25 protein-coding genes are annotated in these 25,967 nt (G+C 34.0%); 10 read left to right on the plus strand and 15 right to left on the minus strand.

Features of this window, described 5'->3' with window-relative positions:
- Positions 1-4 precede the first annotated feature (4 nt).
- From cmk to lon, 3 genes are all read right to left on the minus strand, one after another.
- Entirely contained in the window at positions 5-700 is a 696-nt protein-coding gene (cmk, locus tag ACZ1AQ_RS02760; RefSeq protein WP_489631424.1) for a (d)CMP kinase, read from the minus strand.
- A gap of 74 nt (positions 701-774) precedes the next feature.
- The gene (porQ, locus tag ACZ1AQ_RS02765; RefSeq protein WP_489631425.1) at positions 775-1,797 is read right to left on the minus strand and encodes a type IX secretion system protein PorQ; all 1,023 of its coding nucleotides are present in this window, start codon (positions 1,795-1,797) and stop codon (positions 775-777) included.
- A 144-nt stretch (positions 1,798-1,941) separates the two neighbouring features.
- Complete coding sequence (gene lon / locus ACZ1AQ_RS02770) at positions 1,942-4,395, minus strand: endopeptidase La (protein WP_489631426.1); 2,454 nt, start codon at positions 4,393-4,395, stop codon at positions 1,942-1,944.
- A gap of 459 nt (positions 4,396-4,854) precedes the next feature.
- On the opposite strand from lon, the gene ACZ1AQ_RS02775 reads away from it, so the two are divergent.
- From ACZ1AQ_RS02775 to ACZ1AQ_RS02790, 4 genes are read left to right on the plus strand one after another with little or no spacing between them, the layout of a single operon-like run.
- Positions 4,855-5,415, plus strand: a complete 561-nt coding sequence (locus tag ACZ1AQ_RS02775) for an RNA polymerase sigma factor (RefSeq protein ID WP_489631427.1) — start codon at positions 4,855-4,857, stop codon at positions 5,413-5,415.
- Positions 5,405-5,950: an anti-sigma factor gene (locus ACZ1AQ_RS02780; RefSeq protein WP_489631428.1), complete on the plus strand. Its 546-nt coding sequence runs from the start codon at positions 5,405-5,407 to the stop codon at positions 5,948-5,950. The genes ACZ1AQ_RS02775 and ACZ1AQ_RS02780 overlap by 11 nt, the downstream gene beginning before the upstream one ends.
- On the plus strand, positions 5,931-6,995 hold the full coding sequence (locus ACZ1AQ_RS02785) for a hypothetical protein (RefSeq protein ID WP_489631429.1): 1,065 nt from the start codon (positions 5,931-5,933) through the stop codon (positions 6,993-6,995). The genes ACZ1AQ_RS02780 and ACZ1AQ_RS02785 overlap by 20 nt, the downstream gene beginning before the upstream one ends.
- An 18-nt stretch (positions 6,996-7,013) precedes the next feature.
- Positions 7,014-7,748, plus strand: a complete 735-nt coding sequence (locus tag ACZ1AQ_RS02790; RefSeq protein WP_489631430.1) for a head GIN domain-containing protein — start codon at positions 7,014-7,016, stop codon at positions 7,746-7,748.
- Positions 7,749-7,782: 34 nt separating this feature from the next.
- Here ACZ1AQ_RS02790 and ACZ1AQ_RS02795 read toward each other — a convergent pair whose 3' ends face one another.
- The 11 genes from ACZ1AQ_RS02795 to ACZ1AQ_RS02845 all read right to left on the minus strand — a co-directional run bounded on the left by ACZ1AQ_RS02795 (position 7,783) and on the right by ACZ1AQ_RS02845 (position 18,404).
- The gene (locus ACZ1AQ_RS02795; protein ID WP_489631431.1) at positions 7,783-9,105 is read right to left on the minus strand and encodes an MFS transporter; all 1,323 of its coding nucleotides are present in this window, start codon (positions 9,103-9,105) and stop codon (positions 7,783-7,785) included.
- A gap of 132 nt (positions 9,106-9,237) precedes the next feature.
- Entirely contained in the window at positions 9,238-10,053 is an 816-nt protein-coding gene (locus tag ACZ1AQ_RS02800; RefSeq protein WP_489631432.1) for a M48 family metallopeptidase, read from the minus strand.
- Between the two features lie 195 nt (positions 10,054-10,248).
- Positions 10,249-10,671: a hypothetical protein gene (locus ACZ1AQ_RS02805; protein WP_489631433.1), complete on the minus strand. Its 423-nt coding sequence runs from the start codon at positions 10,669-10,671 to the stop codon at positions 10,249-10,251.
- Between the two features lie 73 nt (positions 10,672-10,744).
- Positions 10,745-11,617, minus strand: coding sequence for a succinate--CoA ligase subunit alpha (sucD, locus tag ACZ1AQ_RS02810; protein ID WP_489631434.1), 873 nt, complete (start codon positions 11,615-11,617; stop codon positions 10,745-10,747).
- A gap of 85 nt (positions 11,618-11,702) precedes the next feature.
- On the minus strand, positions 11,703-12,065 hold the full coding sequence (locus ACZ1AQ_RS02815; RefSeq protein WP_489631435.1) for a nuclear transport factor 2 family protein: 363 nt from the start codon (positions 12,063-12,065) through the stop codon (positions 11,703-11,705).
- Between the two features lies 1 nt (position 12,066).
- Complete coding sequence (locus ACZ1AQ_RS02820) at positions 12,067-12,996, minus strand: UDP-3-O-(3-hydroxymyristoyl)glucosamine N-acyltransferase (protein ID WP_489631436.1); 930 nt, start codon at positions 12,994-12,996, stop codon at positions 12,067-12,069.
- 173 nt (positions 12,997-13,169) lie between these two features.
- Positions 13,170-13,736 carry an elongation factor P gene (gene efp / locus ACZ1AQ_RS02825; RefSeq protein ID WP_438059571.1) on the minus strand — a complete coding sequence of 189 codons (567 nt, stop codon included), beginning with the start codon at positions 13,734-13,736 and terminating at the stop codon, positions 13,170-13,172.
- 30 nt (positions 13,737-13,766) lie between these two features.
- Positions 13,767-14,552: an acyl-ACP--UDP-N-acetylglucosamine O-acyltransferase gene (lpxA, locus tag ACZ1AQ_RS02830; protein WP_159684876.1), complete on the minus strand. Its 786-nt coding sequence runs from the start codon at positions 14,550-14,552 to the stop codon at positions 13,767-13,769.
- Between the two features lie 69 nt (positions 14,553-14,621).
- Entirely contained in the window at positions 14,622-16,010 is a 1,389-nt protein-coding gene (locus tag ACZ1AQ_RS02835) for a bifunctional UDP-3-O-[3-hydroxymyristoyl] N-acetylglucosamine deacetylase/3-hydroxyacyl-ACP dehydratase (protein WP_489631437.1), read from the minus strand.
- Positions 16,003-17,043, minus strand: coding sequence for a UDP-3-O-(3-hydroxymyristoyl)glucosamine N-acyltransferase (gene lpxD, locus ACZ1AQ_RS02840; protein ID WP_489631438.1), 1,041 nt, complete (start codon positions 17,041-17,043; stop codon positions 16,003-16,005). Before lpxD ends, ACZ1AQ_RS02835 begins: the two co-directional genes overlap by 8 nt.
- A 131-nt stretch (positions 17,044-17,174) precedes the next feature.
- On the minus strand, positions 17,175-18,404 hold the full coding sequence (locus ACZ1AQ_RS02845) for an HD domain-containing protein (RefSeq protein ID WP_489631439.1): 1,230 nt from the start codon (positions 18,402-18,404) through the stop codon (positions 17,175-17,177).
- Positions 18,405-18,632: 228 nt separating this feature from the next.
- Here ACZ1AQ_RS02845 and porX point away from each other — a divergent pair, with 228 nt between their 5' ends.
- From porX to ACZ1AQ_RS02870, 5 genes are all read left to right on the plus strand, one after another.
- Positions 18,633-20,186 carry a T9SS response regulator signal transducer PorX gene (gene porX / locus ACZ1AQ_RS02850; protein ID WP_489631440.1) on the plus strand — a complete coding sequence of 518 codons (1,554 nt, stop codon included), beginning with the start codon at positions 18,633-18,635 and terminating at the stop codon, positions 20,184-20,186.
- An 85-nt stretch (positions 20,187-20,271) separates the two neighbouring features.
- Entirely contained in the window at positions 20,272-20,679 is a 408-nt protein-coding gene (gene tsaE, locus ACZ1AQ_RS02855) for a tRNA (adenosine(37)-N6)-threonylcarbamoyltransferase complex ATPase subunit type 1 TsaE (protein WP_438059576.1), read from the plus strand.
- Between the two features lie 15 nt (positions 20,680-20,694).
- Complete coding sequence (locus ACZ1AQ_RS02860) at positions 20,695-21,171, plus strand: GNAT family N-acetyltransferase (RefSeq protein WP_489631441.1); 477 nt, start codon at positions 20,695-20,697, stop codon at positions 21,169-21,171.
- 78 nt (positions 21,172-21,249) lie between these two features.
- Complete coding sequence (locus tag ACZ1AQ_RS02865; protein WP_489631442.1) at positions 21,250-22,443, plus strand: alanine dehydrogenase; 1,194 nt, start codon at positions 21,250-21,252, stop codon at positions 22,441-22,443.
- A 36-nt stretch (positions 22,444-22,479) separates the two neighbouring features.
- Positions 22,480-22,854: a DUF4258 domain-containing protein gene (locus tag ACZ1AQ_RS02870; RefSeq protein ID WP_489631443.1), complete on the plus strand. Its 375-nt coding sequence runs from the start codon at positions 22,480-22,482 to the stop codon at positions 22,852-22,854.
- Here the strand turns inward: ACZ1AQ_RS02870 and ACZ1AQ_RS02875 are convergent, their stop codons facing one another.
- Positions 22,855-23,526, minus strand: a complete 672-nt coding sequence (locus ACZ1AQ_RS02875) for a uracil-DNA glycosylase (protein ID WP_489631444.1) — start codon at positions 23,524-23,526, stop codon at positions 22,855-22,857.
- Positions 23,527-23,684: 158 nt separating this feature from the next.
- On the opposite strand from ACZ1AQ_RS02875, the gene ACZ1AQ_RS02880 reads away from it, so the two are divergent.
- On the plus strand, positions 23,685-25,850 hold the full coding sequence (locus ACZ1AQ_RS02880) for an endonuclease MutS2 (RefSeq protein ID WP_489631445.1): 2,166 nt from the start codon (positions 23,685-23,687) through the stop codon (positions 25,848-25,850).
- Positions 25,851-25,967: the final 117 nt, after the last annotated feature.

Consider the following 25,967-nt stretch of genomic DNA (forward strand, 5'->3'; position numbering starts at 1 on the left):
AAACTTACAAGGCATTAATCACCTCATGAACTAAATCTAACACAATTTTAAATTGCTCTTCTTTACTTAAATCTGAATTGTCAATTTCTATGGCGTCATCAGCAATTACAAGAGGCGAATCGGCTCTATGTGTATCAATATAATCGCGTTCTTCAACATTTTTTAGCACTTCTTCGTAACTCACTTGATCACCTTTAGCTTGCAATTCATCAAAACGTCGTTGTGCTCGGGTTTCAGCGCTTGCTGTCATGAAGATTTTCAATTCAGCATCTGGAAAAACCACAGTTCCAATATCGCGACCGTCCATAACAATCCCTTTGTTTTTTCCCATTTCTTGTTGTTGTTCAACTAATTTTGCTCTCACTTCCGAAACCTCGGCCACTTTACTGACATAACTAGAGACTTCAATGGTTCTGATTTGCGTTTCTACATTTTCATTGTTCAAATACATTTCGGCAAAGCCCAACGTTTCATTAAACTGGAACGACAACTGAATCGAGGGAAGCACAACAACCAAAGCCGATCGATCAAAAGTTGATGATGTAATGAATCCATTTTGCATAGCAAAATAAGCCACAGCCCTATACATAGCGCCAGTATCTACATATATATATCCTAATTGTTTGGCTAATTGTTTGGCTAAAGTGCTTTTTCCAGTAGAGGAAAATCCGTCGATTGCGATAGTAATTTTAGTATTCAAAATGAAGGCGTTTTTTTGCAATCTTTCTGCGTGAAAAATTGCTGATTTTAGTAAAGCGCAAAGTTAGTAAACTCTTATTGCAAGTTCAATGTCAAACCAAACAAACTTGTATTGGCAGCCAAAGTATAACGAGAATACGAATAATTAAATTTTAGTCGGTTCATTTTCAAACCAAAACCAACAGAAATCCCTGAGAAATGACGTTTATCAACTACTCGTAATTCTTCTCCACGTCGAAAATTATAGCCAAGCCTTACGTTAAAAGCTCTTTTGGGAAACAATTCTACTCCAAAAATTACGTGTCGCAATGCATTGTTTACAAAAGAAACTTTCTCCTTGGTTTCTGTTCCGTCTATAGACGTTTCTCCCCGAACCGGATTGGAAAAACCAACATTCCATTGTTGCAAATTTTCTAATGTCAAATGCCATCGAATAGGTACATTGTCTAATTCTTGCGAAACACCAAGTAGTATCTCTAATGGTAATTTTTCACGAAGACCAGAGTAAGTAGTAAACTGGGTTCCAATATTTCGAATCACCAAAGCCCAATTCACATCATTGCGTTCATCTATATAAACAGCACCAATATCAAGTGCTCCACCCACAGAGTTATAATTCTCTAGAATTGAAGAAATAACTTTGGCATTGGCTCCAACATGAAAATTCGTAAACGGTATATTATAAGCATAACCTAACGAAATAGCCACTTCGCTTCCTGTAAAAGAAGTAGTAGCTTGTCCGTTTTCGTCATAGCCTTCAAATTTACCATAATTGATATAATTGATACCTGCTTGAAATGTTTGCAAATGCTGATCATAAGTATACGCATAGGATGCAGTACCATAACTTACGTCTCCAAAATAACTTCCATAATTCAATGCTAATTGATTATGCATCTCTGGATTAATCGAAGCTGGATTGAAATGTGCTTGATTAACATCTTCATCATAAATCGTTATTGTTTTTCCTCCAAGAGCTGCTTGGCGTGGCGAAGTAACCAAATTCAAGAACTGATAGGTATACCGTCCTCCTATTTGCCCAAAAACGGGCAAACAAAGTAATATTATGAGTACAACTAAAAGCCTTTTTACCCTCAAGATGGTGTTTTTTTTGATTAACTAGAACGATGAAACGAAGATAAAATTATATCCTATAAAAATATGTTTTTCCGTATAAAAAAGAAATTCCAAATTCCAACCTGAATAGTAGCTGGAATTTGGAATACCTAATATGACTTTGTTTTATTTTAAATCTTTGGCATTTTTCACTTTCTGATTGGTAATAGCAATAGCCAATACCTCACTCATCTCTTTCACATAATGAAACGTAAGTCCTTCTAAATACTCTGCCTTAATTTCATCGACATCACTTTGATTTTCGTGACAAAGAATAATTTCTTTGATATTCGCTCTTTTGGCAGCCAAAATTTTCTCTTTGATTCCACCTACAGGCAATACTTTACCACGCAAAGTAATTTCGCCAGTCATGGCTAAGTTTTTCTTCACTCGCTTTTGTGTAAACAACGAAACCAAAGAGGTCAACATTGCAATACCAGCACTAGGGCCGTCTTTTGGAGTAGCTCCTTCAGGAACGTGAAGATGAATGTTGTATTTAGAAATAATTTCAGGATTCAAGCCCAATAACTCAGCGTTTGCTTTGATATATTCTAATGCTATAGTCGCTGATTCTTTCATCACATTTCCTAAATTCCCTGTAATGGTCATTGAACCTTTTCCTGGAGAAATCAGTGATTCAATAAATAAGATATCACCACCTACACTTGTCCAAGCCAGACCCGTAACTACACCAGCCACATCGTTGCTTTCGTATTTATCTCGCTCCAATCTTGGCACACCAAGTACTTTTACGATATCTTCGTCGGTAACTTTTTTGTTATACTCCTCCTCCATAGCAACAGATTTTGCTGCATTTCGAACAATTTGAGCAATTTTATTCTCCAAACCGCGAACACCAGATTCTCTAGTATACCCTTCAATGATTTTTTCTAGTTGTTTTTTACCAATAGTCAAATCTTTAGAAGTCAAACCGTGAGCCTCTAATTGTTTTGCAAACAAATGTTTTTTGGCAATCTCTATTTTTTCCTCAATGGTATATCCCGACATCTTGATTACTTCCATACGATCCTTTAAGGCAGGTTGTATCGTAGACATGGTATTGGAAGTTGCAATAAACATTACTTTAGACAAATCATATCCCATTTCTAGGAAGTTATCATAAAAAGCATTGTTTTGTTCAGGATCCAAAACCTCTAGCAAAGCCGAAGAAGGATCTCCGTTATGACTGCTAGATAATTTATCAATTTCATCTAAAACAAAAACTGGATTAGAGGTACCTGCTTTTTTCAAACTTTGAATAATTCGTCCAGGCATGGCTCCAATATAGGTTTTACGGTGACCACGAATCTCTGCTTCGTCACGCAAACCACCCAAAGATATACGAACATATTCTCTTCCTAAAGCTTCGGCAACTGAACGACCAATAGACGTTTTACCAACACCCGGAGGTCCTGTCAAACAAATAATTGGCGACTTCATATCGTTTCTTAATTTAAGAACCGCCAAATGTTCTATCATTCTTTTTTTGACATCTTCTAAACCAAAATGATCTTTGTCTAAAACTTTTTGAGCGTGCTTCAAATCAAAATTGTCTTTTGAAAATTCGCCCCAAGGCAATTCTAAAAACAATTCCAAGTAATTTCTCTGAATACCAAAATCTGGAGCTTGTGGATTCATTCTACGCATTTTAGACAGCTCTTTTTCGAAGTGTTGTTGCGTTTTTTCGTCCCATTTTTTGGTTTTTGCCTTTTGACTCATTTCGTCCATTTCTTCCTCTTGAGAAACGCCACCCAGTTCTTCTTGAATGGTTTTCATCTGTTGGTGCAAGAAATATTCTCTTTGTTGTTGGTCTAAGTCAAAACGTACTTTGGATTGAATATCGTTTTTAAGTTCTAATTTTTGCAATTCAACATTCATGAATCGCAAAGTTTCTAACGCACGCTCTTTTAATCCATTAATAGCCAATAAATCTTGTTTTTCCTTTACAGAAAGATTCATATTTGACGAAACAAAATTGACCAAAAACGACTGACTTTCGATATTTTTGATAGCAAAAGTGGCTTCGGTTGGAATATTTGGACTTTCTTGAATAATCTTGATAGCTAATTCTTTGATAGAATCGATAATAGCAGAGAATTCTGTATCGTTTTTTCGAGGTCTTTTTTCAGAAACTTCTTTGATAGTAGCTGTAATGTAAGGATCTTCACTTACAACTTCATTGATTTCGAAGCGTTTTTTACCTTGAAGAATTACCGTTACATTACCGTCAGGCATTTTTAGAACGCGTAGAATTCTGGCTACTGTTCCAATTTTGTTAATATCGTTTTTTGAAGGATCCTCGTCGGCTTCGTTGATTTGAGCTACTACTCCAATTACTTTTCCAGAAGCATTGGCATCATTGATTAATTTGATGGATTTATCTCTTCCGGCTGAAATTGGAATCACTACTCCTGGAAACAATACCGTATTTCGTAAGGGCAAAATAGGTAAAGTTTCGGGCAATGTTTCGTTGTTCATTTCCTCTTCGTCTTCACGTGTTAAAAGAGGAATTAAATCTGATTCGGAATCAAATTCTTGAAGTGACAAGTTGTCAATTGTAAGTATTTTATGGTTTGACATATCTTTATTAAGTCATTTTGTCATTAAATGAAAAATCATTCAATGCAAAGTTAATGATTTATACTTTTTATTTATCTGGAATTCAATACTTATGCCGCTTGGCGTTGTATTATTCACTATAGCAAAGACAATCTTTGTGCCAGAGCTTTTAAAACGAAAAAGGTTACGTTATATTTTACAGTTTGCCAGCAAAAGAAAAACAATACTAACTCCTAGCCCCGATAGCAGTGGCATCCTTTGCTTTTTTTCTTTATAAAAGCAAAGATAGAACGGATAGCGGGACGCTGATGGCAAATAAGCCAAATCTTACTGCTTCGAATACTATAAAAAATATTGAAAATGAGTTATTTACAGTTTCATTTAATTATTTTGATATCTTTAAATCTCTTTTTTTTTTTTTACAAAAACTGTAACACTGTTTAAAAAGGGGCGTCTTTCATTAAAACGATCAATAGCTACTTGTCCTATCAACAATTACATATCGAAGAATTGGTAACGCTTTGCCAACAACAAAACCAAAAGGCTCAATTTGAAGTCTATAATAGGTATTGTAAGGCTATGTATAATGTGGCTTTTCGTATGGTAAAAGATGAGCATTTTGCCGAAGATGTGATGCAGGAAAGTTTTTTGAAGGCGTTTACCAAAATTGACTCGTATAAAAAAGAAGTGGCTTTTGGCGCATGGTTGAAACGTATTGTAATTAATTACAGTATTGATTTTTGTAAAAAGAACAACAAACTAAAAGTAGATGATTTCGAGAAAAATTTATATAAAATAGAAGATAAAGAGACCGAATTTACCGATGTTATCAATTTTGATGAAATAAAAGTAAAAGAGGTTTTGCAAGCTATACAATCGCTAAAAAGTAGTTACAGTACAGTACTGACTTTGTTTTATATTGAAGGGTACGACCAAGAAGAAATTAGCGAAATTCTAAAGATAAGCTATGCAAATTGTAGAACAACTTTGAGCAGAGCTAAAGAAAGTTTAAGAAATAAATTACGTGAATATGACCAATGAAGATGAAAAATTAGAACAATTGTTTAGCAAATTCGACTCAGAATGGGATGTTTTAGCACTGCCCAATAATCATGAGAGTCGTTTTTTGAACAAGCTTGAAAACACAAGCCTCAAAAGAAAGAAAAGAAATATTTATACCATGATTGCAATTGCGGCATCACTGGTAGTGATGTTCAGTTTATCTTTCTTTTTTAAGCCCGAAGCCAAGACCAATCACTTGACATTTGCCTCTAAAGAAACCAAACAAACGGATTCGATTTTTACAGTTTTGATTAAACACGAATTGAATAAATTGAAGGAGAAAAATTCGCCTCGTAATCAAAAAATTATTGCTGATGCGCTACAACAAATGAAAATTTTAGACAATGATTATCAAAAAATCATCAAAGAAATTGCCACGAATGGAGAAAACAAACAAATTATCTATGCGATGATTAGCAATTTGCAAACTCGAATTTCATTCTTACAAAAGGTACTGACCCAAATTGAAACAACAGAACAACTTAATACTCAAAATGATGAAAAAACTTTATAAAACAATCCTTGTTTTCTTGCTTTTTCCAATACTTGCTTTTGCAAATGACGACGCAATCATTACCAAGCAAAAAAACATCAAAAAAGCTTTCATTGTCAACGCTGATGCGGGAATTGATATTACCAACACCTATGGAACCGTGTTTGTAACGACTTGGGATGAGGATAAAATTGAACTTGACATTTTGATAAAAGTAAGCGGAGACAGCGAAAACTGGGTTAATCAAAAACTAAATGATATTACCATAGACATCAACGCACTAAAATCAATGGTGACCGCCAAAACCCAGATTGAAAATAATAATTATCGCTCTAAAGGAAGAAACAACAGTTTTGAAATCAATTATGTTATTAAAATTCCAAAAAATGGTAGCGTGACGATTGACAACAAATACGGAAATATCTCCACTACCGATTTGAATGCTCCTACAAATATCCTTTGTAAATATGGAAAAATTACAATGGGAAGATTGAATAGTAATAAAAATAACATCACTATCGAATACTGCTCCAACTCCAGCATTTCTTATTTAAAAAATGGAAATATCACAGGTCGTTATTCTGGACTTAGTATTGATGTCCTATCTAAAATTGATTTAATTTCTGACTACACAGACACAACGATTGGCGATGCCGGCGACGTAAAATACAACAGCAAATACGGAACTGTAAAAATAAAAGAAGTGAATTCTCTTGAAGGAATCGGAAATTATTTAACCATAAAAGTGGGTACGTTGAACAATCAGCTAAAATTACAAACCAAATACAGCAGTATAGATGTTGGGTTAGTACAAGCCAAAGCCAATTCGATTGCAATCAATGCTGGATATACTGGAGTAAAAGTAGGTTTTAGCCCAAATTATGCTTTTGATTTTGATGTAACCCAACGTTATGCCGACTTCAAATACGATAGCGATTTTGAATTCTCAAACAAAGCTGAAACCAATTATACCAAAAATTTTAATGGCTATTACAAGAAAAAAGGAGTGAATACGGTCGTTATTACCTCTGAATACGGAAATGTAACTTTAACTAAAAAACTATAACTATAAAAAATAATACCTATGAAAAATCTATCTATTGCGAGTGTTTTACTACTCACTTTTAGCTCTTTCTTGTCTTATGGACAATGGAATATGGGAAAACAAATTAAAGGCAACGGCAATGTGATTACAGAAACCCGAACTACTACAAGTTATGAATCCATAAAAGTTTCTGGCTTTTTTGATGTGGATTTAGTATCTGGAAAAGAAGGCAGTATCACTATCAAAGGAGAAGAAAATATCTTGGATTATATTGATGTAGAAGTAGTTGATAACGTCTTAAAAATTGGAACTGAAAAAGGATATAATTTCAAGTTATCTCCAGGAAAATCAGTCCATATCACCATTCCATTCGAATCGATTAATGGTTTGGTATTAAGCGGTTCAGGCGATATTGTTAGTAAAGATGTTATCAAAACGGATGCTTTTGATGCCAAACTTTCGGGCTCTGGGGATTTAAAATTGGCAGTAGATACTCAAAAATTCAATATGAGTTTGAGTGGTTCAGGAGACATCGTTTTAAGCGGAAGTGCCGATGACTTCTCTAGCAGTATTTCAGGTTCAGGAGACATTAATGCTTCTGATTTAAAATCAAAAACAGCCTCAATCAGCATTTCGGGTTCTGGTGATACGAAAGTAAGTTGCTCCGAAAGCCTTTATGCAAGAGTATCAGGTTCAGGCGATATCGTTTATTTTGGAAATCCAACCAAAAAAGACACTAAAGTGGTTGGTTCTGGAGAAATATCTAAAGGATAATTATTTTTAATTTTAGTAACCAAAAGCGTCTTTATTAAGACGCTTTTTTTGGTGGTACACGTTGCAATAAAAAAACTGCAATAAGAAAGAATAGCGCCAAGAAAACAATAGCAAATCTTGGACTGCCTGTCACTTGGTCAATTATACCATATACACACATACCGATAACGATACCTACTTTTTCAGCCACATCATAAAAACTAAAAAAGGAAGCGGTATCGGTAGTTTCTGGTAAAAACTTAGAATAAGTTGAACGCGATAAAGCCTGTATCCCTCCCATAACTAAACCAACAAAACCTGCCATAAAATAAAACTGATTAGGAGAAGTAATAATAAAAGCGCCTATACAAAGTAATAACCAAAAACTGTTAATCACAATTAGGGTTTTGATATTCCCAAATTTTTCTGAAGCTTTAGAAGTTAAAAAAGCACCAAGAATAGCCACCAATTGAATCAGTAGTATACAAAAAATCAATCCTGTTGTACTATCTTCCTTTGTTTTCCATTCGATTTCTTGGGCTCCAAAATAAGTAGCTACTAACATCACCGTTTGCACCGCCATACTAGAAACAAAAAAACCATACAAATAACGTTTCAAAGGCAAATTCTCACTCAAAATATGCCACACTTTTTTCAGTTCTTTAAAGCCATTGAAAATAATATCTTTATTGATGGGCTCATCTGTTTTTTTATTCCCTTTTGGTAAAAAATAGTAAGTATACTGACTGAATAAAATCCACCAAACTCCAACCATTACAAACGAATAGCGCATCGCTTTCATAGCAGCTTCACCTTCAGTTCCTGATATTCCAAATAATTTTGGCTTCATAATCATAGCCAAATTGATAATCAATAAAAGTACACTCCCAATGTATCCCAAAGAATAACCTTTGGCACTAATTGCATCTTGTTGCTCAGTAAAAGCAATATCTGGTAAATATGAATTGTAAAAAACCAAACTTCCCCAATACCCTAATAAACCCAAAAAATAGAATAACAAACCACTATAAATTGAATCTAAATCGAACCAGTACAACCCCATACAAGACAAAGCACCTAGGTAACAAAAAAACTTCATAAAGCTTTTCTTATTTCCTACATAATCAGCAATTCCTGACAACAAGGGTGAAATAAAAGCCACAACTAAAAAAGCCAAAGCAGTAATAAAACTTATCAACGCTGAATTTTTTAAATGCATTCCAAAAACGTCAATATAATGGCTCTTATCAGTAAATAAAGCTTCATAAAATATTGGAAAAACTGCTGAGGCAATGGTTAAAGTGTACACCGAATTTGCCCAATCATAGAATGCCCAAGCATTCAATAATTTTTTATCTCCTTTGGGTAAGTTTGTCATAAATAGTAGATTCGTTTTTAGTGGTGTAAATGTATCTTTTTTCTGCAATTAAGAAAATAAAACTACTTTAAATTATAGTCAAAAAAAAACCAAGTTCAACCTTGGCTTTTATTCAATTACAAAATATTCAATTTAATATACCTTTCCGAATTTAGCTGCAATCGCTTTTGCTTCAGGTACAAGGTTTTGTAAATTAGCAACTCTGGTCGCATCTGAAGGGTGAGTACTCATAAACTCTGGTTGCGATTTACCTCCCGATTGAGCAGCCATTCGCTTCCAAAAAGCAATTGCCTCTTGTGGATTATAACCCGCTATTGCCATTAAAGTCAAACCAATTTTGTCGGCCTCACTCTCATGACTTCTACTAAAAGGGAGCATTACTCCAACTTGTGAACCAACACCATACAATTGCTGCCACATGTATTGACTTTCAGCCGATTGACCACCAGTCAAAACTGCTAAACCAACAGCACCAACCCCTTGTAGTTTTGCTGCACTCATTCTTTGCGCCCCATGATTAGCTAAAGCATGGGAAACTTCATGAGCCATAACGGTTGCTAATCCAGCGTCGTCTTTGGTAACTGGCAGTATACCCGTGTAAACGACAATCTTTCCACCTGGCAAACACCATGCATTCAAATCTTTACTTTCCACTAATTTATATTCCCAACGGTAATCATTTAAATATTGATTTTGTCCTATAGAAGTTAAATACTTCTCTGCTGCTTCTTTGATTTTTATCCCAATGCTTTCCACTCGTTTTGCATCAGCAGTACCTTGGATTACTTTGTTTTCTTTTAAAAATTGTCCATATTGTTGGAATGAAGCTGGAAACAACTCACTATTAGAAACAAGATTTAAAGTTTTTTTTCCAGTCATTGGGTTAGTTGCACAAGAATTGCCAATCAATGAGAGAAGAATTGCAAGCAAAAAAGGATACTTTTTCATAAATCTATTTTTTTCAAAACACAAAATTAACGCATTTTTTCAGCTATTTACAAGCATTATACATCCAAATATAACTGTAGCTATTTTTTTTTTAATCTAAAACCGTTTCAACAATATCAAATAACATCCAAAAAAAATCTCATAGCTAAATTAAACTATGAGATTATACCTGAAAAGATGTTTATTTTTTCTACGTTAAAAAGCAACATTCCATCGAGGTAGTTTCCCTTTTTCATCCAAAAAAAATTGCAAAACTTGTCCTTCTACAGTCGTTGGAATCGCTTTTATATCTTTATTAAATGTTTCAAACCAAACCACTTCAAGAGATGAAATACCTTCTAATTTCATTTGTGCTGGCCAAGAATACTTTCTACCAGTTTTTGCAAATTGATGTCCTTCGACAATCTTTTCAGCTAAACCACCTTTTTTAATTTTTAAGGAACCATCATTCTGTACGGTACCAGATGAACCAACCATAATTAATTCTTTGTCAGAAGTCAAATCATAAACCAAAAAAACACCACATCCATCAGTTGCATTACAAACTTGTTCTAAATTATCTTCCGGAGAAAATACAAAACTGTTGGTTACTTTAAACTTTTCTAATTCTTTATACATATCTTTTTATTTAAACAAAATGCCTCACAAAATCGTGAGGCATTTTGAGGTTTATAATTTTGAAATTAGGAAACTATCCTAAAACTTCTTTTACTTTTTTACCAATTTCAGCTGGAGAATCAACAACGTGAATTCCGTTCTCTCTCATAATTTGTTTTTTGGCAGCAGCAGTATCATCAGATCCTCCAACAATAGCACCTGCGTGCCCCATTGTTCTTCCTGCTGGAGCAGTTTCACCAGCAATGAAACCAACAACTGGCTTACGGTTACCGTCTGCTTTGATCCATTTAGCAGCATCAGCTTCTAATTGACCTCCAATTTCACCAATCATAACTATACATTCTGTTTCAGGATCATTCATCAATAACTCTACTGCTTCTTTAGTAGTGGTTCCAATGATTGGATCACCACCAATTCCAATTGCTGTTGTGATACCTAATCCTTGTTTCACAACTTGATCAGCTGCTTCATAAGTTAAAGTACCAGATTTAGAAACTATACCCACAGAACCTTTTTTGAAAACAAAACCTGGCATAATTCCAACTTTAGCTTCTCCTGGAGTTATTACCCCTGGGCAGTTTGGTCCAATTAATCTAGCATTTCTTTCTTTAACATAAGCGTTAGCTTTGATCATATCTGCTACAGGAATTCCTTCTGTAATAGCAATAATCACTTTAATACCAGCATCAGCTGCTTCCATAATAGCATCAGCAGCAAAAGCAGGTGGAACAAAAATGATAGTAGTATCGGCTCCTGCTTGCTCTACAGCATCTTTTACTGTATTAAAAACTGGCAAATCTAAGTGTGTAGTACCACCTTTTCCTGGAGTTACACCACCTACAACATTTGTTCCGTATTCAATCATTTGAGATGCGTGGAAAGTTCCTTCGCTCCCTGTGAATCCTTGAACAATAATTTTAGAATCTTTATTAACTAAAACACTCATGATATATTTTTTATGTGGTTTTTTAAATTGTGTTGCAAAAGTAAGGTTTTTGAAATTATTTCAAACTCATTTAGTATCAAATTATTTACGATAATTGACTCATTTGATAGCCACGATATAATTTATCATCCTTGATTTCCCAAATCGTCATAAAATGAGCCAATAACATTTCTTCGCGCGGATTCTCAATCGTTTTCACATAATGGGAATATCGCACAGAAATCAATTCGTTTTCCTCTACAATATGACTAATTCTTGCTTTTGATCTTACATAAGCTTTATGCAATTGATTGGCTAAATCTATTAATGCATCATAATTCAATTGTACAAAACCTTCAGTTGAATACCATTCAATTATAATTTCTGGATGTATAAACTCCTTTAAAATTGTGCTATCAATTAAAGCATCCGATTTGTAAAATGCTTTAACAAAATCTTTTGCAGACATATTATTTTAATTTATTTAAAATTTCTGGTATCTTTTTGATATTGGCTAACTGTTTTAATTTCTCTCTAGATTCTTGTATTGGTGTTCCAAAATAAGACTTCCCGCCTTCTACTGATTTTGTAACCCCTGTTTGGCCCATAACTACAGCTTTTGAACCAATAGTTATTCCGCTAGTTGTTCCTACTTGACCCCACAAAGTAACCTCATCTTCAATAATAACGCAACCTGCAATTCCTGTTTGAGAGGCAATCAAGCATTTTTTACCAATCACTGTATCGTGACCTACATGAACTTGATTATCTAATTTAGTTCCTTCACCAATCGTTGTATCACCGGTAACTCCTTTGTCTATAGTACAAAGAGCACCAATACCCACGTTGTCTTCAATAACTACTCTTCCTCCAGAAATAAGCTGATCAAAACCAGAAACTCTTTTTTTGTAATAAAAAGCATCTGCTCCTAAAACCGTTCCTGCATGAATGATTACATTGTTTCCTATAACCGTATTATCGTAGATAGCTACATTTGAATGAATCAAGCAATTATCACCAATAACAACACCATTTCCAATAAAAACGTTAGGCTGTATCACCGTATTTTGACCAATCTTTGCAGATGAACTTATTGCTACACTTGAAGCAACAAAAGGACTAAAATGCCTAGTCAACTTGTTAAAATCTCTAAAAGGATCATCAGAAATCAAAAGTGCTTTTCCTTCAGGACAAACTACTTCTTTGTTAATTAAAACTATAGTCGCAGCAGATTGTAATGCCTTGTCATAATATTTAGGATGATCAACAAAAACTATATCACCAGGCTCAACTACATGTATTTCATTCATTCCCAAAACAGGAAACGATGGATCTCCAACAAAAGTACAGTCGATTAATGAGGCTATGTCTTGTAAGGAATATTCTTTGTGGAATTTCATATGTGTATTTTGGTTTGTGATCACATATGGTGTCGCCAGATTTCAGAGTAGTTTACAACGAAATCTATCTTGGCGACTTCATAAAATCATTTGTTTTAAAAAAAGTTTTCAGTCTTAGTCACAATTCTAAATTCAAATTGGTGACTAGGACTGAAAACTTATCATTTATAAAATTATTCCTTTACTCGTTCCATGTAAGAACTAGTAGCGGTATCAATTTTTATTTTATCGCCTTCATTAATAAAAAGAGGAACGTTTACCGTAGCTCCAGTTTCTACAGTAGCAGGTTTAGTAGCATTTGTAGCTGTATTTCCTTTTACGCCTGGTTCAGTATAAGTAACTTCTAAAACTACAGAAGGAGCCATATCTACAGAAAGAGGCAAATCTGTCTCTGTATTGATTTGAATCATTACATTTTCACCTTCTTTCAATAAATCTGGAGCATCCAAAACGTTTCTGTTTAATGTAATTTGTTCGAATGTTTCAGCATTCATAAAATGAAATTCATTTCCTTCTGGATACAAAAATTGGAAAGTATGTGTTTCTACTCTTACCACATCAATTTTATGCCCAGCAGAAAACGTGTTATCTAACACTTTACCATTTGTTAACGATTTTAATTTAGTTCTTACAAAAGCAGGACCTTTTCCTGGCTTTACATGAAGAAACTCAATGATTTTATAAATATCGTGGTTGTGTTTGATACAAAGTCCGTTTTTAATATCTGAAGTAGATGCCATTGTTTTTTATTTAATAATTTTTGTTTGTTTTTAATAATTTCCTGAGTAGCCTTTCATTACTCCTCTTGAAGAGTTACGAATAAAATCAATAATTTCGTCACGCTCTGGAGTAGCTTCCATTTCGGCCTCAATAATACCTAAGGCTTGCGTTGTATTGTAGTTTTTTTGATACAAAATTCTATAAATATCTTGAATTTCCTTAATCTTTTCGGTGGTAAAACCTCTTCTTCTTAATCCTACAGAATTAATACCTACATACGATAAAGGTTCTTTTGCTGCTTTTGTAAAAGGAGGAACATCTTTTCTTACCAAAGAACCTCCAGAAACCATAGCATGATCACCAATATGAATAAATTGATGTACTGCCGCTAAACCGCCAATAACAGCATATTTCCCAACAATAACATGACCTGCTAAAGCAACACCATTTACAATTATTGCATTATCTCCAATATGACAATCGTGAGCAATATGTGCGGTAGCCATTACTAAACAATTGTTTCCTAATGTTGTCTGTCCCGAAGCAATGGTTCCTCTATTGATGGTTACACACTCTCTAATTGTACAATTATCACCAATGATTGCCAAAGAATCTTCACCTCCAAATTTTAAATCCTGAGGGACTGCTGAAATCACGGCGCCTGGAAAAATATTACAATTCTTACCTATTCGAGCGCCTTCCATGATGGTTACATTCGAGCCTATCCATGTTCCATCACCAATTACCACATTATTATGAATAGTAGTAAAAGGTTCGATAACTACATTTTTGGCAATTTTCGCCCCTGGATGTACATATGCTAATGGTTGATTCATTTTTTTTGTTTAAACGTTTAGTGTTGAATTGAATACATCAGCATTCGTGTACTCAAATCAACAAAATAATTATTGTTTTCTCGAAATTTGAGCCATTAATTCTGCTTCTGCTACTAACCTTCCATTAGCATAAGCATTTGCCTGCATATGACATATCCCTCTTCTAATTGGTGTAATCAAATCACATTTAAAAATTAATGTATCCCCTGGTAATACTTTTTGTTTGAATTTCACATTATCAATTTTCATGAAATATGTCAGGTAATTTTCTGGATCAGGTACCGTACTTAAAACCAATATTCCACCTGTTTGCGCCATAGCTTCAACTATCAAAACACCCGGCATAACTGGCGCGTCTGGAAAATGTCCAACAAAAAAATTCTCATTCATCGTTACATTTTTCATACCTACCACATGGCTTTCAGACATTTCAATAATGCGATCTATCAACAAAAATGGAGGTCTATGAGGTAAAACCGACATGATTTTATGAATGTCCATCAAAGGTTCTTGATTCAAATCATAAACTGGTACATAATTGCGTTGCTCGATTTTTATCAATTTTGCCATTTTTTTAGCAAATTGAGTATTTACATAATGTCCTGGTTTATTGGCAATTACTTTTCCTTGAATTTTTGTTCCGATTAATGCCAAATCTCCCACTACATCTAATAGTTTGTGTCTAGCTGCTTCGTTTGGATAATGCAATGTTAAATTATCTAGAATTCCATTTGGCGTTACAGAGATAGACTCTTTACCAAAAGCTACTTTAAGATTTTCCATAGTACTTGCAGAAATTTCTTTATCTACATACACTATAGCGTTATTAAGATCTCCTCCTTTAATTAATCCATTATCTAAAAGAGATTCCAATTCATGTAAAAAACTAAAAGTTCTAGATTCACTGATTTCAGTTTTGAAATCGGCAATACTTTTCATAGTTGCATTTTGAGTACCTAAAATCTTAGTACCAAAATCAACCATAGTGGTTACACTGTAATGATCGTTAGGCATTACCAAAATTTCACTTCCAGTGGTTTCGTCGGTAAATGAAATAATTTCTTTTACCACATATACATTTCGATTAGCATTTTGTTCTTCAATACCAGCTTTTTCAATAGCTTCTACAAAGTACTTTGAAGAACCATCCATAATAGGTAATTCCGAAGCATCAAGTTCGATAATCACGTTATCAAGATCACAACCTTCTAATGCTGCTAAAACATGCTCAGGCGTTTGAATTTTAACTCCTAATTTTTCTAAGTTTGTTCCTCTTTGTGTGTTAACTACATAATTAGCATCAGCCTCAATGATTGGTTGTCCTTCCAGATCAACTCTTACAAATGTAAAACCATTATTCACTGGTGCAGGTTTGAAAGTCATTGTTACTTCTTTTCCTGTATGTAATCCAACACCGGTTAATGAAATTTCCGTCTTGATGGTTTTCTGTTTAACCATTATTTCCATGTTTTTGATTTATTATTTTCTTTAATTCTTCTAGTTCGGCTACCAATTGTGGTAACTTTTTAAAATAAATATATGATTTATTAAAATCGTTATACGTAAATGCTGGTGTACCTTGAATTGTTTCATCCTCTTTTACATTTCGTGTCACTCCAGATTGCGCTTGTATGCGAACATTATCCCCTATAGATAGATGCCCTACAATACCCACTTGACCACCCAACATGGCATTCTTGCCTACTTTTGAAGAACCTGCAATTCCTGTCTGAGCAGCAATTACTGTATTTTCTCCAATCTCTACATTGTGAGCAATTTGTATTTGATTGTCTAATTTTACACCTCGTCTGATAACTGTTGACCCCAAAGTAGCTCGGTCTATTGTTGTATTGGCTCCAACATCTACTCCATCTTCTAGTACGACATTTCCAATCTGTGGGATTTTATCAAAAGTTCCGTCTGGTTTGGGTGCAAAACCAAATCCATCAGACCCTAAAACTACTCCAGAATGTAGGACGCAATCATTTCCTATAACGGTCTCAGAATAAACATTAACGCCGGCAAAAATAGTAACATTATTACCAATGACAACATTGTCACCAATAAAACAATTCGGATAAATCTTAACATTATCACCAATAACTACATTCTGACCGATGTAACTAAAACTACCTAAATAAAGATTAGAACCATATGTTACAGCATCAGAAATAACGGAAGGCTGTTCTATTCCAGATTTATTTCTTTTGACTTCATTATAAAATTCTAATAATTTAGTGAAAGAAGCATAAGCATCTTTTACCTTTATTAAAGTAGTGGATATTGGAGACTCGGGCTCAAAAGTGTCATTTACTATAGTTATAGAGGCCTGAGTTGTATAAATATAATTCAAATACTTGGGATTGGACAGAAAAGTCAATGAACCATCTGTACCTTCTTCAATTTTGGATAATCTAGAAACCGAAGCACTTGGATTACCAACTACTTCCCCTTCTAAAATACCTGCGATTTGTTCTGCTGTAAATTTCATCTTATTTTATTGTATTATTCATGGGAATAAGATGGAACTCTCTATAAAATGTTCTGCTTATTTTCGAAAATAAATTACCGGTTCGTTTCATCGCGACAAAAATATAAAAAATAGGTTTTAATTGTTAAAAATTATAACAGTTGTTTTGGGAAACAGATGTAATACTTTGTAACAAACTTAGATACAGATTTAAAATTCAATTGGTCAGACGCATCAACAATATCTTCGATGGTCTTGTCTTTTTTAAGGATACGAATTGGTTCAGCTTCTTTGCTGTAAGCTTGATTTTTAATTTTTCCTCTAAAAATAAAGTAATTAGCTTCGGCCAATGTAATATCATTTTCTGACACAAATCGTTCTTTAAGCGGCAATAATTCTTCAGTACTAACTTTGTCACTGCTCAACTTTATTTTTAATAAATCACGATTAATAATCATTTTACTCAATGATGACAAAATAAAATCGGGATGATCTTGCCAAGATTTTAAAGCGCTTATGATATCAAAATCATCTAGTTTAGAGAATAAATTCAAGGTTGCCGCATCAAAAGTCTCCATAGTAACTTTATTATGCATAAAAAAAGACAAGGGCAAACTTGCCGTTAAATCCTCACCTTTCAAGGTAAGTTCTTTGGCTCGCTTTAAAATTTTAGTCAAAATAGATTCGGCTACCAAACTTGTTTTATGCAGATACACTTGCCAATACATCAATCTTCGGGACATCAAAAACTTTTCGACAGAATAAATTCCTTTTTCTTCAATAACCAGAACATCATCAACCACATTCATCATTTGGATAATTCGCTCAGAATTGACATTACCTTCCGAAACTCCTGAATAGAAACTATCCCTTTTTAAATAATCCATTCTATCCATATCCAACTGACTCGAGATCAATTGCAACATAAACTTTCGATGGTATTCGCCTTTAAAAACTTGAATTGCTAAACTCAATTTACCATCAAACTCTTTATTTAGTTGCTGCATAAACAATAGAGAAATAGCTTCGTGATGCACATCTTCTACAATACTACTTTCCATAGCATGAGAAAAAGGTCCGTGACCTATATCATGTAATAATATGGCAATATACAATGCATTTTCCTCCTCAGAAGAAATCGTAACACCTTTAAAACGAAGTGATTCTACTGCCTTTTGCATGATATGCATACATCCTAAAGCATGATGAAAACGAGTATGATTAGCGCCTGGATAAACCAAATAAGAGAGACCCATTTGAGAGATACGGCGGAGACGTTGAAAATAGGAATGTTGAATTAAATCGTAAATGAGCGCATTGGGGATAGTAATAAACCCATAAATAGGATCATTAAATATTTTTAATTTGTTGATTTGACTCACTTGTACTAGTTTTTTTTTAGGACGACAAATATAAACAATTTAGACCTTATGCAATTTACTTCAACAAAGTAAAAAATAGTAAGCTTACTGTAAACCAATACGAAAGTCGATTTACCAATACACAAAAACAAATAAATAGCTAAAAAAATCACAATACCTCTTTAAAGCCTAAGATAATTAATTAATTTGGCTAAAAGTTTTACTAATTTTGATACTTTACCACCAAATATGGATACAATAAAAATACTTTGGGTAGATGATGAAATCGACTTGCTCAAACCACATATTCTGTTTTTAGAAAAGAAAAATTATAGCGTTACAACCTGTAATAATGGTCTTGACGCAGTAACTATTTTTGAAGAAAATAATTTCGATATCGTGTTCTTGGATGAAAACATGCCTGGAATGAGCGGTTTAGAAACCCTTTCTGAAATGAAAGAAAAAAAATCTGCTATCCCCATGATTATGATTACCAAAAGCGAAGAAGAATACATCATGGAAGAAGCTATTGGCTCAAAAATCGCGGATTATTTGATAAAGCCCGTAAATCCAAACCAAATCTTACTTAGTTTAAAAAAGAACTTAGACCACTCTCGATTAATTTCTCAAAAAACAACTTTAGATTATCAAAAGGAATTCAGAAAAATTACCCTAGAGATGGCTATGGTTAATACTTATGAAGACTGGATTGAGCTATACAAAAAACTGTTGTTTTGGGAATTAGAATTAGAAAACATTGATGACCAAAGTATGATCGAGATTTTAGAATCTCAAAAAGTTGAAGCCAATTCGCAGTTTGGTAAATTCATTGAACGTAATTACGAAGATTGGTTTGCACCTAAAAGCGATAAGCCTATACAATCCCATACGCTATTCAAAGAATTGGTCGTACCTGAAATTCTAAAAAAAGATAAACCAGTACTATTTATAGTCATTGACAATTTAAGATACGACCAGTGGAAAGCCTTCGAAAATGTAGTAGCCAACTATTACAAACTTGAAAAAGAAGTCCCCTACTACTCGATTCTTCCTACAGCAACGCAATATGCTCGAAATGCTATTTTTTCTGGATTAACACCACTAGACATGGAGAAAAAGTTTCCACAATACTGGAAAAACGATCCCGAAGAAGGCGGCAAAAATCTTTACGAAGCTGAATTCTTAACCGCCCAACTCAAACGATTAGGACTTGATATTAAAGAAGATTATTTCAAAATCACCAACATAGCTGGAGGAAAAAAACTAGTTGAAAATTTTAAAACACTAAAAAATAATGACTTGGTAACTATTGTTTACAACTTCGTAGACATGCTTTCACATGCCAAAACAGAAATGGAAGTTGTTAAAGAATTAGCCGCAGATGATAAGGCCTATCGCTCTTTAACCTTGAGTTGGTTCAAAAATTCTCCTTTGCTCGAAATTATCCAACAGGCTCAAAAATTAGGCTTCAAATTGATTTTAACTACCGATCACGGTACAATCAATGTAAAAAACCCATCCAAAGTAGTTGGTGACAAAAACACCAGCTTAAATTTAAGATACAAAACAGGAAGAAGTTTGACCTATGAGCAAAAAGATGTGTATGCAGTAAAAGAACCAAAAGAAATTGGATTACCCGCTATAAATATGACCAGTTCGTATATTTTTGCAAAAAATGATTTGTTTTTGGCCTACGTAAACAATTACAACCATTACGTTAGCTATTACAAAAACACCTATCAACACGGCGGCATTTCATTAGAAGAAATGATTATACCCTTTTTGGTATTCAATCCAAAATAATTGTTGCTTAATGTTTTATAACAAATCACTAAAACTAAAAAGTAAACTCAAAATAGCTAATAATAGCCTGTAAATTTTTACAAAAATGACTGTACTATTTTCAATTGATGAGCTAGATCAAGTAGCTAAACAAATACTAGAACAAAATCCAAATAAAGTACTCTTATTCAATGGAGAAATGGGTGCAGGAAAAACTACCTTGATAAAAAAACTATGTGAGAATCTAGGTGTAAACGAACCCACAAGTAGTCCAACTTTTTCTTTAGTTAACGAATATTACACAACTAATAATCAATACATTTATCACTTTGATTGTTACCGATTAAAAACTGAAATCGAGGCTTTAGATATGGGAATAGATGAGTACCTCTACTCCGGACATTGGTGTTTTATTGAATGGGCCGAAAAAATCACGAATCTCATTCCAGAGCAACATTCCGTAATTACCATAGAAGTACTTGATGACGGAAATCGAAAACTGGTTTTAGAATAAAAAGCGGCATCCAAAATGAAAAATCATAAAAACAATAGTAACATCATTCCTTTTTCTATTGCCCATAAAGAAGCCATTAAAACATTAAATTTAGAATGGCTGCAAAAATACTTTAAGGTCGAACCAAAAGACGAATTGGTACTCAGCAATCCTGTCGAAGAAATTATAAACAAAGGCGGGAAAATATTTTATGCGCAATATTTAGACGAAATAATTGGCACAGTTTCGTTGTTAAAGATAAACACAAACACATTCGAACTATCCAAAATGGCCGTTACCGAAAAAGTTCAAGGATTAGGAATCGGGCGACAATTAATAGAATTTTGCATAGAAGAAGCTCAAAAACACGGAATTCAGAAGTTAATTTTATACTCCAACAGACAATTAAAAACAGCATTACACTTGTATGAATCATTTGGTTTTAAAGAAATTCCTTTAGAATCTGGCGTATACGAAAGAGCCGATATCAAAATGGAACTCCTTTTACCTTAGCAAAACAGAGTTCCTTCATTCTAAATCCAAAAACTTAAATACTTTTTGTAAATTGTACACTTAAATTTTCAAACAATTATGTCGATTAGCCCATTTACCAAACAACAGTTGATGCCCCAAGAAGAGAAGTTGGAAGTTGCAAGACATAAAAGTGAACTTTTTATTGGGATTCCAAAAGAAACCAGCTATCAAGAAAAACGAATTTGTTTAACTCCAGACGCTGTTAATTCTTTGACTTTTCAAGGACATAGAGTAATGATTGAATCAGGTGCTGGAGAAAGCTCAAGCTATACAGACAAAGAATATTGTGATGCTGGAGCCGAAGTAACTAAAGATACCGCAAAAGTCTTTAGTTGTCCAATGATTTTAAAAGTAGAACCACCAACTCTAGCAGAAATAGAAATGCTCAACAATAAAGCGATTGTTCTCTCTGCAATTCAATTAAAAACAAGACAAAAAGCCTATTTTGAAGCTTTGGCAAGAAAAAAAGTTACCGCTTTAGCTTTTGAATACATTAAAGACGAAGACGGTTCTTATCCCGCTGTAAAATCATTGAGTGAAATAGCTGGAACAGCTTCGATACTCATTGCTTCAGAATTAATGATTACTACCGAGTTTGGTAAAGGATTATTATTTGGCAACATTACAGGAGTACCTCCAACCGAAGTGGTGATTTTGGGCGCTGGAACTGTGGGTGAGTTTGCAGCCAAAACTGCAATCGGACTTGGTGCAAATGTAAAGGTCTTTGATAACTCAATTACCAAATTAAGACGTTTACAAAACAATTTAAACCAACGCATCTTTACTTCAACCATACAACCCAAAACTTTATTAAAAGCATTAAGGAGATGTGATGTCGCTATTGGAGCCATGCGTGGTAAAGAACGATGCCCAATTGTAGTTACAGAAACTATGGTCGAACACATGAAAAAAGGGGCAGTAATCGTTGATGTAAGTATTGACACAGGAGGCTGTTTTGAAACCTCTGAAATAACCACTCACGAAAAACCAACATTTATTAAAAGTAATGTTTTGCATTATTGTGTTCCTAATATTCCCTCACGCTATTCCAAAACAGCTTCTCTATCCATAAGCAACATCATTACTCCTTATTTGTTACAAATAGCTGAAGATGGCGGAATTGAAAGCTCGATACGATGCAACAAAGGGCTTAAAAATGGCGTGTATCTTTACCACGGAATACTAACAAATAAAGCTATTGGAGACTGGTTTGACATTCAAGATAACGACATTAATTTAATTGTTTTTTAAGCTAAGTTTCAATTACCTTTGCAAAAAAAATACTTCATGAAATTTACATATCGTTTCGCTTATTATTTGATTGGTTTGTTGATGGGATTATTTGTGGTAGCTGCTATATTTTCTGGCAAAGACACCCGCTGTAATTATTTTCCAAACGCCCGTGTGTTGAATGACATAAGAAATAAACCCTTTGAATACTCTGACAAAGCTTCTCAAGTTTTAAATGAAAAATGGGTCGACACCGCTGATATTAAAAATACCTTAAAATTTGGCGATGTAGATTTTGACAAAAGCAACCTTCCTCTTGAAAAAGGAAAACTTTACACAGTATACGGAAAAACCGCTAAAAATCAAGAAATTACCGTGGAAGTAATCAACTATCCAGATAAAGCAGTGCTTAGAGATATCAAAAAAAGATAATTACAACCAATTAATAGGTTCTAATCCATTTGAAATTAAGTAGGTATTGGTTTGTGAAAAATGTTTGTTTCCAAACCATTTTCCTTGATTGGCACTCATGGGCGATGGATGACCAGATTCTAAAACTAAATGTTGTTTTCGGTCAATTTTGTTACCTTTCTTTTGCGCAAAACTTCCCCAAAGCAAGAAAACGAGCTGTTGTTTTTCAGAAGCTAATTTTTCGATAATGGCGTCTGTAAATCGGCTCCAAGCTAAGTGTTTGTGGCTATTGGGACTGTCTTTTCGAACACTCAAAGTAGCATTCAACAACAAAACTCCTTGTTTTGCCCAAGCCTCTAAATTTCCCGAAGTAGGCATAAAAATAGCGCCCAAATCATCTGTTAATTCTCTAAAAATATTGCGCAAAGACGGTGGAATTTTTACTCCATCATTCACCGAAAAACTCAAACCATTAGCCTCGCCTTCTCCATGATAAGGGTCTTGACCAATGATAACTACTTTTACATCTTCGAAAGCACAATGATTAAATGCCGAAAAAATCAAGTCTTTTGGCGGAAAACAGGTGTAATTTTGATATTCTTCATCAACTTCTTGCATCAAATTCAAGAAATAGTCTTTTTCAAGTTCTTCGGATAAAAAGGTTCGCCAAGAAGGATTAAGGTTGGATAGCATATTCTAAATTTATTCTACAAAGATACACTAAGAATCAGAAAAAAGCTTCGAAAAAATGAGATACAGTATAACGTAGTAGCTTTGTGAAGCTGCGTGAAATAACATTATGTTTCTCCTTGAAATAGTCTTATTTTTGCATACCAAAATTAAACGATTTCATGATTGCTATCACCGAAAAAACATTACAAGATTTACAATTTCCCACCGTGCTCGAAACCTTATCGGATATTTGCAATACCGATATTGGTAAAGAGAAAGCATTAAAAATTACGCCTTTTAGAGAGAAAGAAACATTAATGGAAGCTTTGTTGCAAACTTCAGAATATGTTTCTTCTTTTCAAAATAACAACGCTATTCCTAATCACGGGTTTGACGCCATTACTCATGAAATCAAATTTCTTGGAATTGAAGATAGCTTTCTTGAAGTTGGAAGTTTTAGAAAAATTGCTACGCTCTCTAGTACCTGTAATTTCTTGCTGAATTTTCTAAAAAAATTCGAAGACTATTATCCTAACTTGAATGCTCGAGCGACTAAGGTTGAATACACCAAAAACATCATTACACTAATTGACGAAGTCGTAGATAAATATGGAGAAATCAAAGACAATGCATCCCCAGATTTACTCAATATTCGAAGAAATATGAATGTGGTACGTGGTAAGGTAAACCAAAGTTTTGGCGTTGCTTTGTCACAATACAATGGTTTGGGCTATTTGGATGACATCAAAGAAAGTTTTGTACAAAATCGTAGAGTTTTAGCCGTTTTGGCAATGTATCGTCGTAAAGTGAAAGGAACCATTTTGGGAAGCTCAAAAACAGGTAGTATTGCTTATATCGAGCCCGAAGCTACTTTAAGATATTCACGCGAATTGAGCAATCTCGAATATGAAGAAAAAGAAGAAATCACCCGAATCTTAAAGCAATTATCAAACGCTATTCGTCCCTATTTGCCTTTGCTTATTGAGTACCAAGAGTTTTTGAGTGACATTGATGTTATTGCAGCCAAAGCCAAATATGCCAACAAAATCAATGCTATCTTACCTCAAATTACCGAAGAAAGAAGGCTTTTCTTTAGAGATGCTTACCATCCTATTTTGTATTTGAACAACAAACAAAAAAAAGAAGTTACGTATCCACAAACTATAGAACTGAACCAAGATAACCGTATCATCGTTATTTCTGGACCCAATGCGGGTGGAAAAACCATTTCCTTAAAGACCGTTGGCTTATTGCAATTAATGTTGCAATCGGGTATGTTGATTCCGGTACACGAACGCAGTGAAACCTTTTTGTTTGACCGAATCCTAACGGACATTGGCGACAATCAATCCATAGAAAATCATTTGAGTACGTACAGTTATCGCTTAAAAAACATGAATTATTTTCTAAAAAAATGCAACAGAAAAACCATGTTTTTGATTGATGAATTTGGAACAGGATCCGACCCAGAATTAGGTGGAGCGCTTGCTGAAATTTTCTTGGAAGAATTCTACCATCGAGAAGCTTTTGGAATTATTACAACGCACTACTCCAATTTAAAGATACTGGCCAATGAATTGCCTTGTGCTCAAAATGCCAATATGCTTTTTGACGAGAAAACATTAGAACCCATGTACAAACTCGTTCTGGGGCAGGCCGGAAGTTCTTTTACTTTTGAAGTAGCACAGAAAAACGGTATCCCATTTGGTTTAATCAATCGTGCTAAAAAGAAAATCGAAACCGGAAAAATACGATTTGACAAGACTATTGCCACCTTGCAAAAAGAACGTTCTAAACTCGAAAAAACCTCTCAAGTTTTAAAAGAAGAAGAATCGAAAGCCAGAGAGGAAAGTAAAAAAATGGAAAGCATCAATGTAAAAATCAAACAAAAATTGGAAAGCTATCAAGAATTGTATGACAGCAACCAAAAAACGATTTACATTGGCCAAAAAATAGAAGATATTTCAGAGAAGTATTTCAACAATAAAAACAAAAAAGAACTGATTGGTGAGTTTTTGAAAATTATTGAAATAGAAAATTCTAAGCGTAAAAAGATTTCGGCCAAAGAAGCCAAAGTCATCACCGAAAAGAAAAAAGAGATTATCAAAGAGGTTGAAGTGAAGGTCGAGGAAATTAGAGCAATTAAAAAAGAAAAGAAACTGAAACCCGTTGTTGAAAAACCAAAACCTATTTTAAAATTAGGTGACCGCGTGCGCATGGCTGATGGAAAAGCAATAGGAACGATTGATAGTATTGAAAAAAACAAAGCCACTGTCAATTACGGTATTTTCACCTCGAAAGTAAGTTTAGACGAATTAGAATTAGTGGAAGCGGTTAAGAAATAATACTACAAATTCTAAATTTAAGTTATACAGAATCAATTTATAAGCATCATACTCCTGCAAGGTCTTTTTTTGACCTTGTGGGTATTTCAAAATGACAAGTATACCTACAAGGTTTAA

Source organism: Flavobacterium sp. UM26, assembly GCF_057922445.1.

What these genes read in the sequence shown, in the direction of transcription:
- lon (WP_489631426.1), bottom strand. Translation starts at nt 4,395, where the DNA reads ATGTCAAACCATAAAATACTTACAATTGACAACTTGTCACTTCAAGAA.
- ACZ1AQ_RS02780 (WP_489631428.1), top strand. Translation starts at nt 5,405, where the DNA reads ATGACCAATGAAGATGAAAAATTAGAACAATTGTTTAGCAAATTCGAC.
- ACZ1AQ_RS02785 (WP_489631429.1), top strand. Translation starts at nt 5,931, where the DNA reads ATGATGAAAAAACTTTATAAAACAATCCTTGTTTTCTTGCTTTTTCCA.
- ACZ1AQ_RS02790 (WP_489631430.1), top strand. Translation starts at nt 7,014, where the DNA reads ATGAAAAATCTATCTATTGCGAGTGTTTTACTACTCACTTTTAGCTCT.
- ACZ1AQ_RS02795 (WP_489631431.1), bottom strand. Translation starts at nt 9,105, where the DNA reads ATGACAAACTTACCCAAAGGAGATAAAAAATTATTGAATGCTTGGGCA.
- ACZ1AQ_RS02800 (WP_489631432.1), bottom strand. Translation starts at nt 10,053, where the DNA reads ATGAAAAAGTATCCTTTTTTGCTTGCAATTCTTCTCTCATTGATTGGC.
- ACZ1AQ_RS02805 (WP_489631433.1), bottom strand. Translation starts at nt 10,671, where the DNA reads ATGTATAAAGAATTAGAAAAGTTTAAAGTAACCAACAGTTTTGTATTT.
- sucD (WP_489631434.1), bottom strand. Translation starts at nt 11,617, where the DNA reads ATGAGTGTTTTAGTTAATAAAGATTCTAAAATTATTGTTCAAGGATTC.
- ACZ1AQ_RS02815 (WP_489631435.1), bottom strand. Translation starts at nt 12,065, where the DNA reads ATGTCTGCAAAAGATTTTGTTAAAGCATTTTACAAATCGGATGCTTTA.
- ACZ1AQ_RS02820 (WP_489631436.1), bottom strand. Translation starts at nt 12,996, where the DNA reads ATGAAATTCCACAAAGAATATTCCTTACAAGACATAGCCTCATTAATC.
- efp (WP_438059571.1), bottom strand. Translation starts at nt 13,736, where the DNA reads ATGGCATCTACTTCAGATATTAAAAACGGACTTTGTATCAAACACAAC.
- lpxA (WP_159684876.1), bottom strand. Translation starts at nt 14,552, where the DNA reads ATGAATCAACCATTAGCATATGTACATCCAGGGGCGAAAATTGCCAAA.
- ACZ1AQ_RS02835 (WP_489631437.1), bottom strand. Translation starts at nt 16,010, where the DNA reads ATGGTTAAACAGAAAACCATCAAGACGGAAATTTCATTAACCGGTGTT.
- lpxD (WP_489631438.1), bottom strand. Translation starts at nt 17,043, where the DNA reads ATGAAATTTACAGCAGAACAAATCGCAGGTATTTTAGAAGGGGAAGTA.
- porX (WP_489631440.1), top strand. Translation starts at nt 18,633, where the DNA reads ATGGATACAATAAAAATACTTTGGGTAGATGATGAAATCGACTTGCTC.
- tsaE (WP_438059576.1), top strand. Translation starts at nt 20,272, where the DNA reads ATGACTGTACTATTTTCAATTGATGAGCTAGATCAAGTAGCTAAACAA.
- ACZ1AQ_RS02860 (WP_489631441.1), top strand. Translation starts at nt 20,695, where the DNA reads ATGAAAAATCATAAAAACAATAGTAACATCATTCCTTTTTCTATTGCC.
- ACZ1AQ_RS02865 (WP_489631442.1), top strand. Translation starts at nt 21,250, where the DNA reads ATGTCGATTAGCCCATTTACCAAACAACAGTTGATGCCCCAAGAAGAG.
- ACZ1AQ_RS02870 (WP_489631443.1), top strand. Translation starts at nt 22,480, where the DNA reads ATGAAATTTACATATCGTTTCGCTTATTATTTGATTGGTTTGTTGATG.
- ACZ1AQ_RS02875 (WP_489631444.1), bottom strand. Translation starts at nt 23,526, where the DNA reads ATGCTATCCAACCTTAATCCTTCTTGGCGAACCTTTTTATCCGAAGAA.
- ACZ1AQ_RS02880 (WP_489631445.1), top strand. Translation starts at nt 23,685, where the DNA reads ATGATTGCTATCACCGAAAAAACATTACAAGATTTACAATTTCCCACC.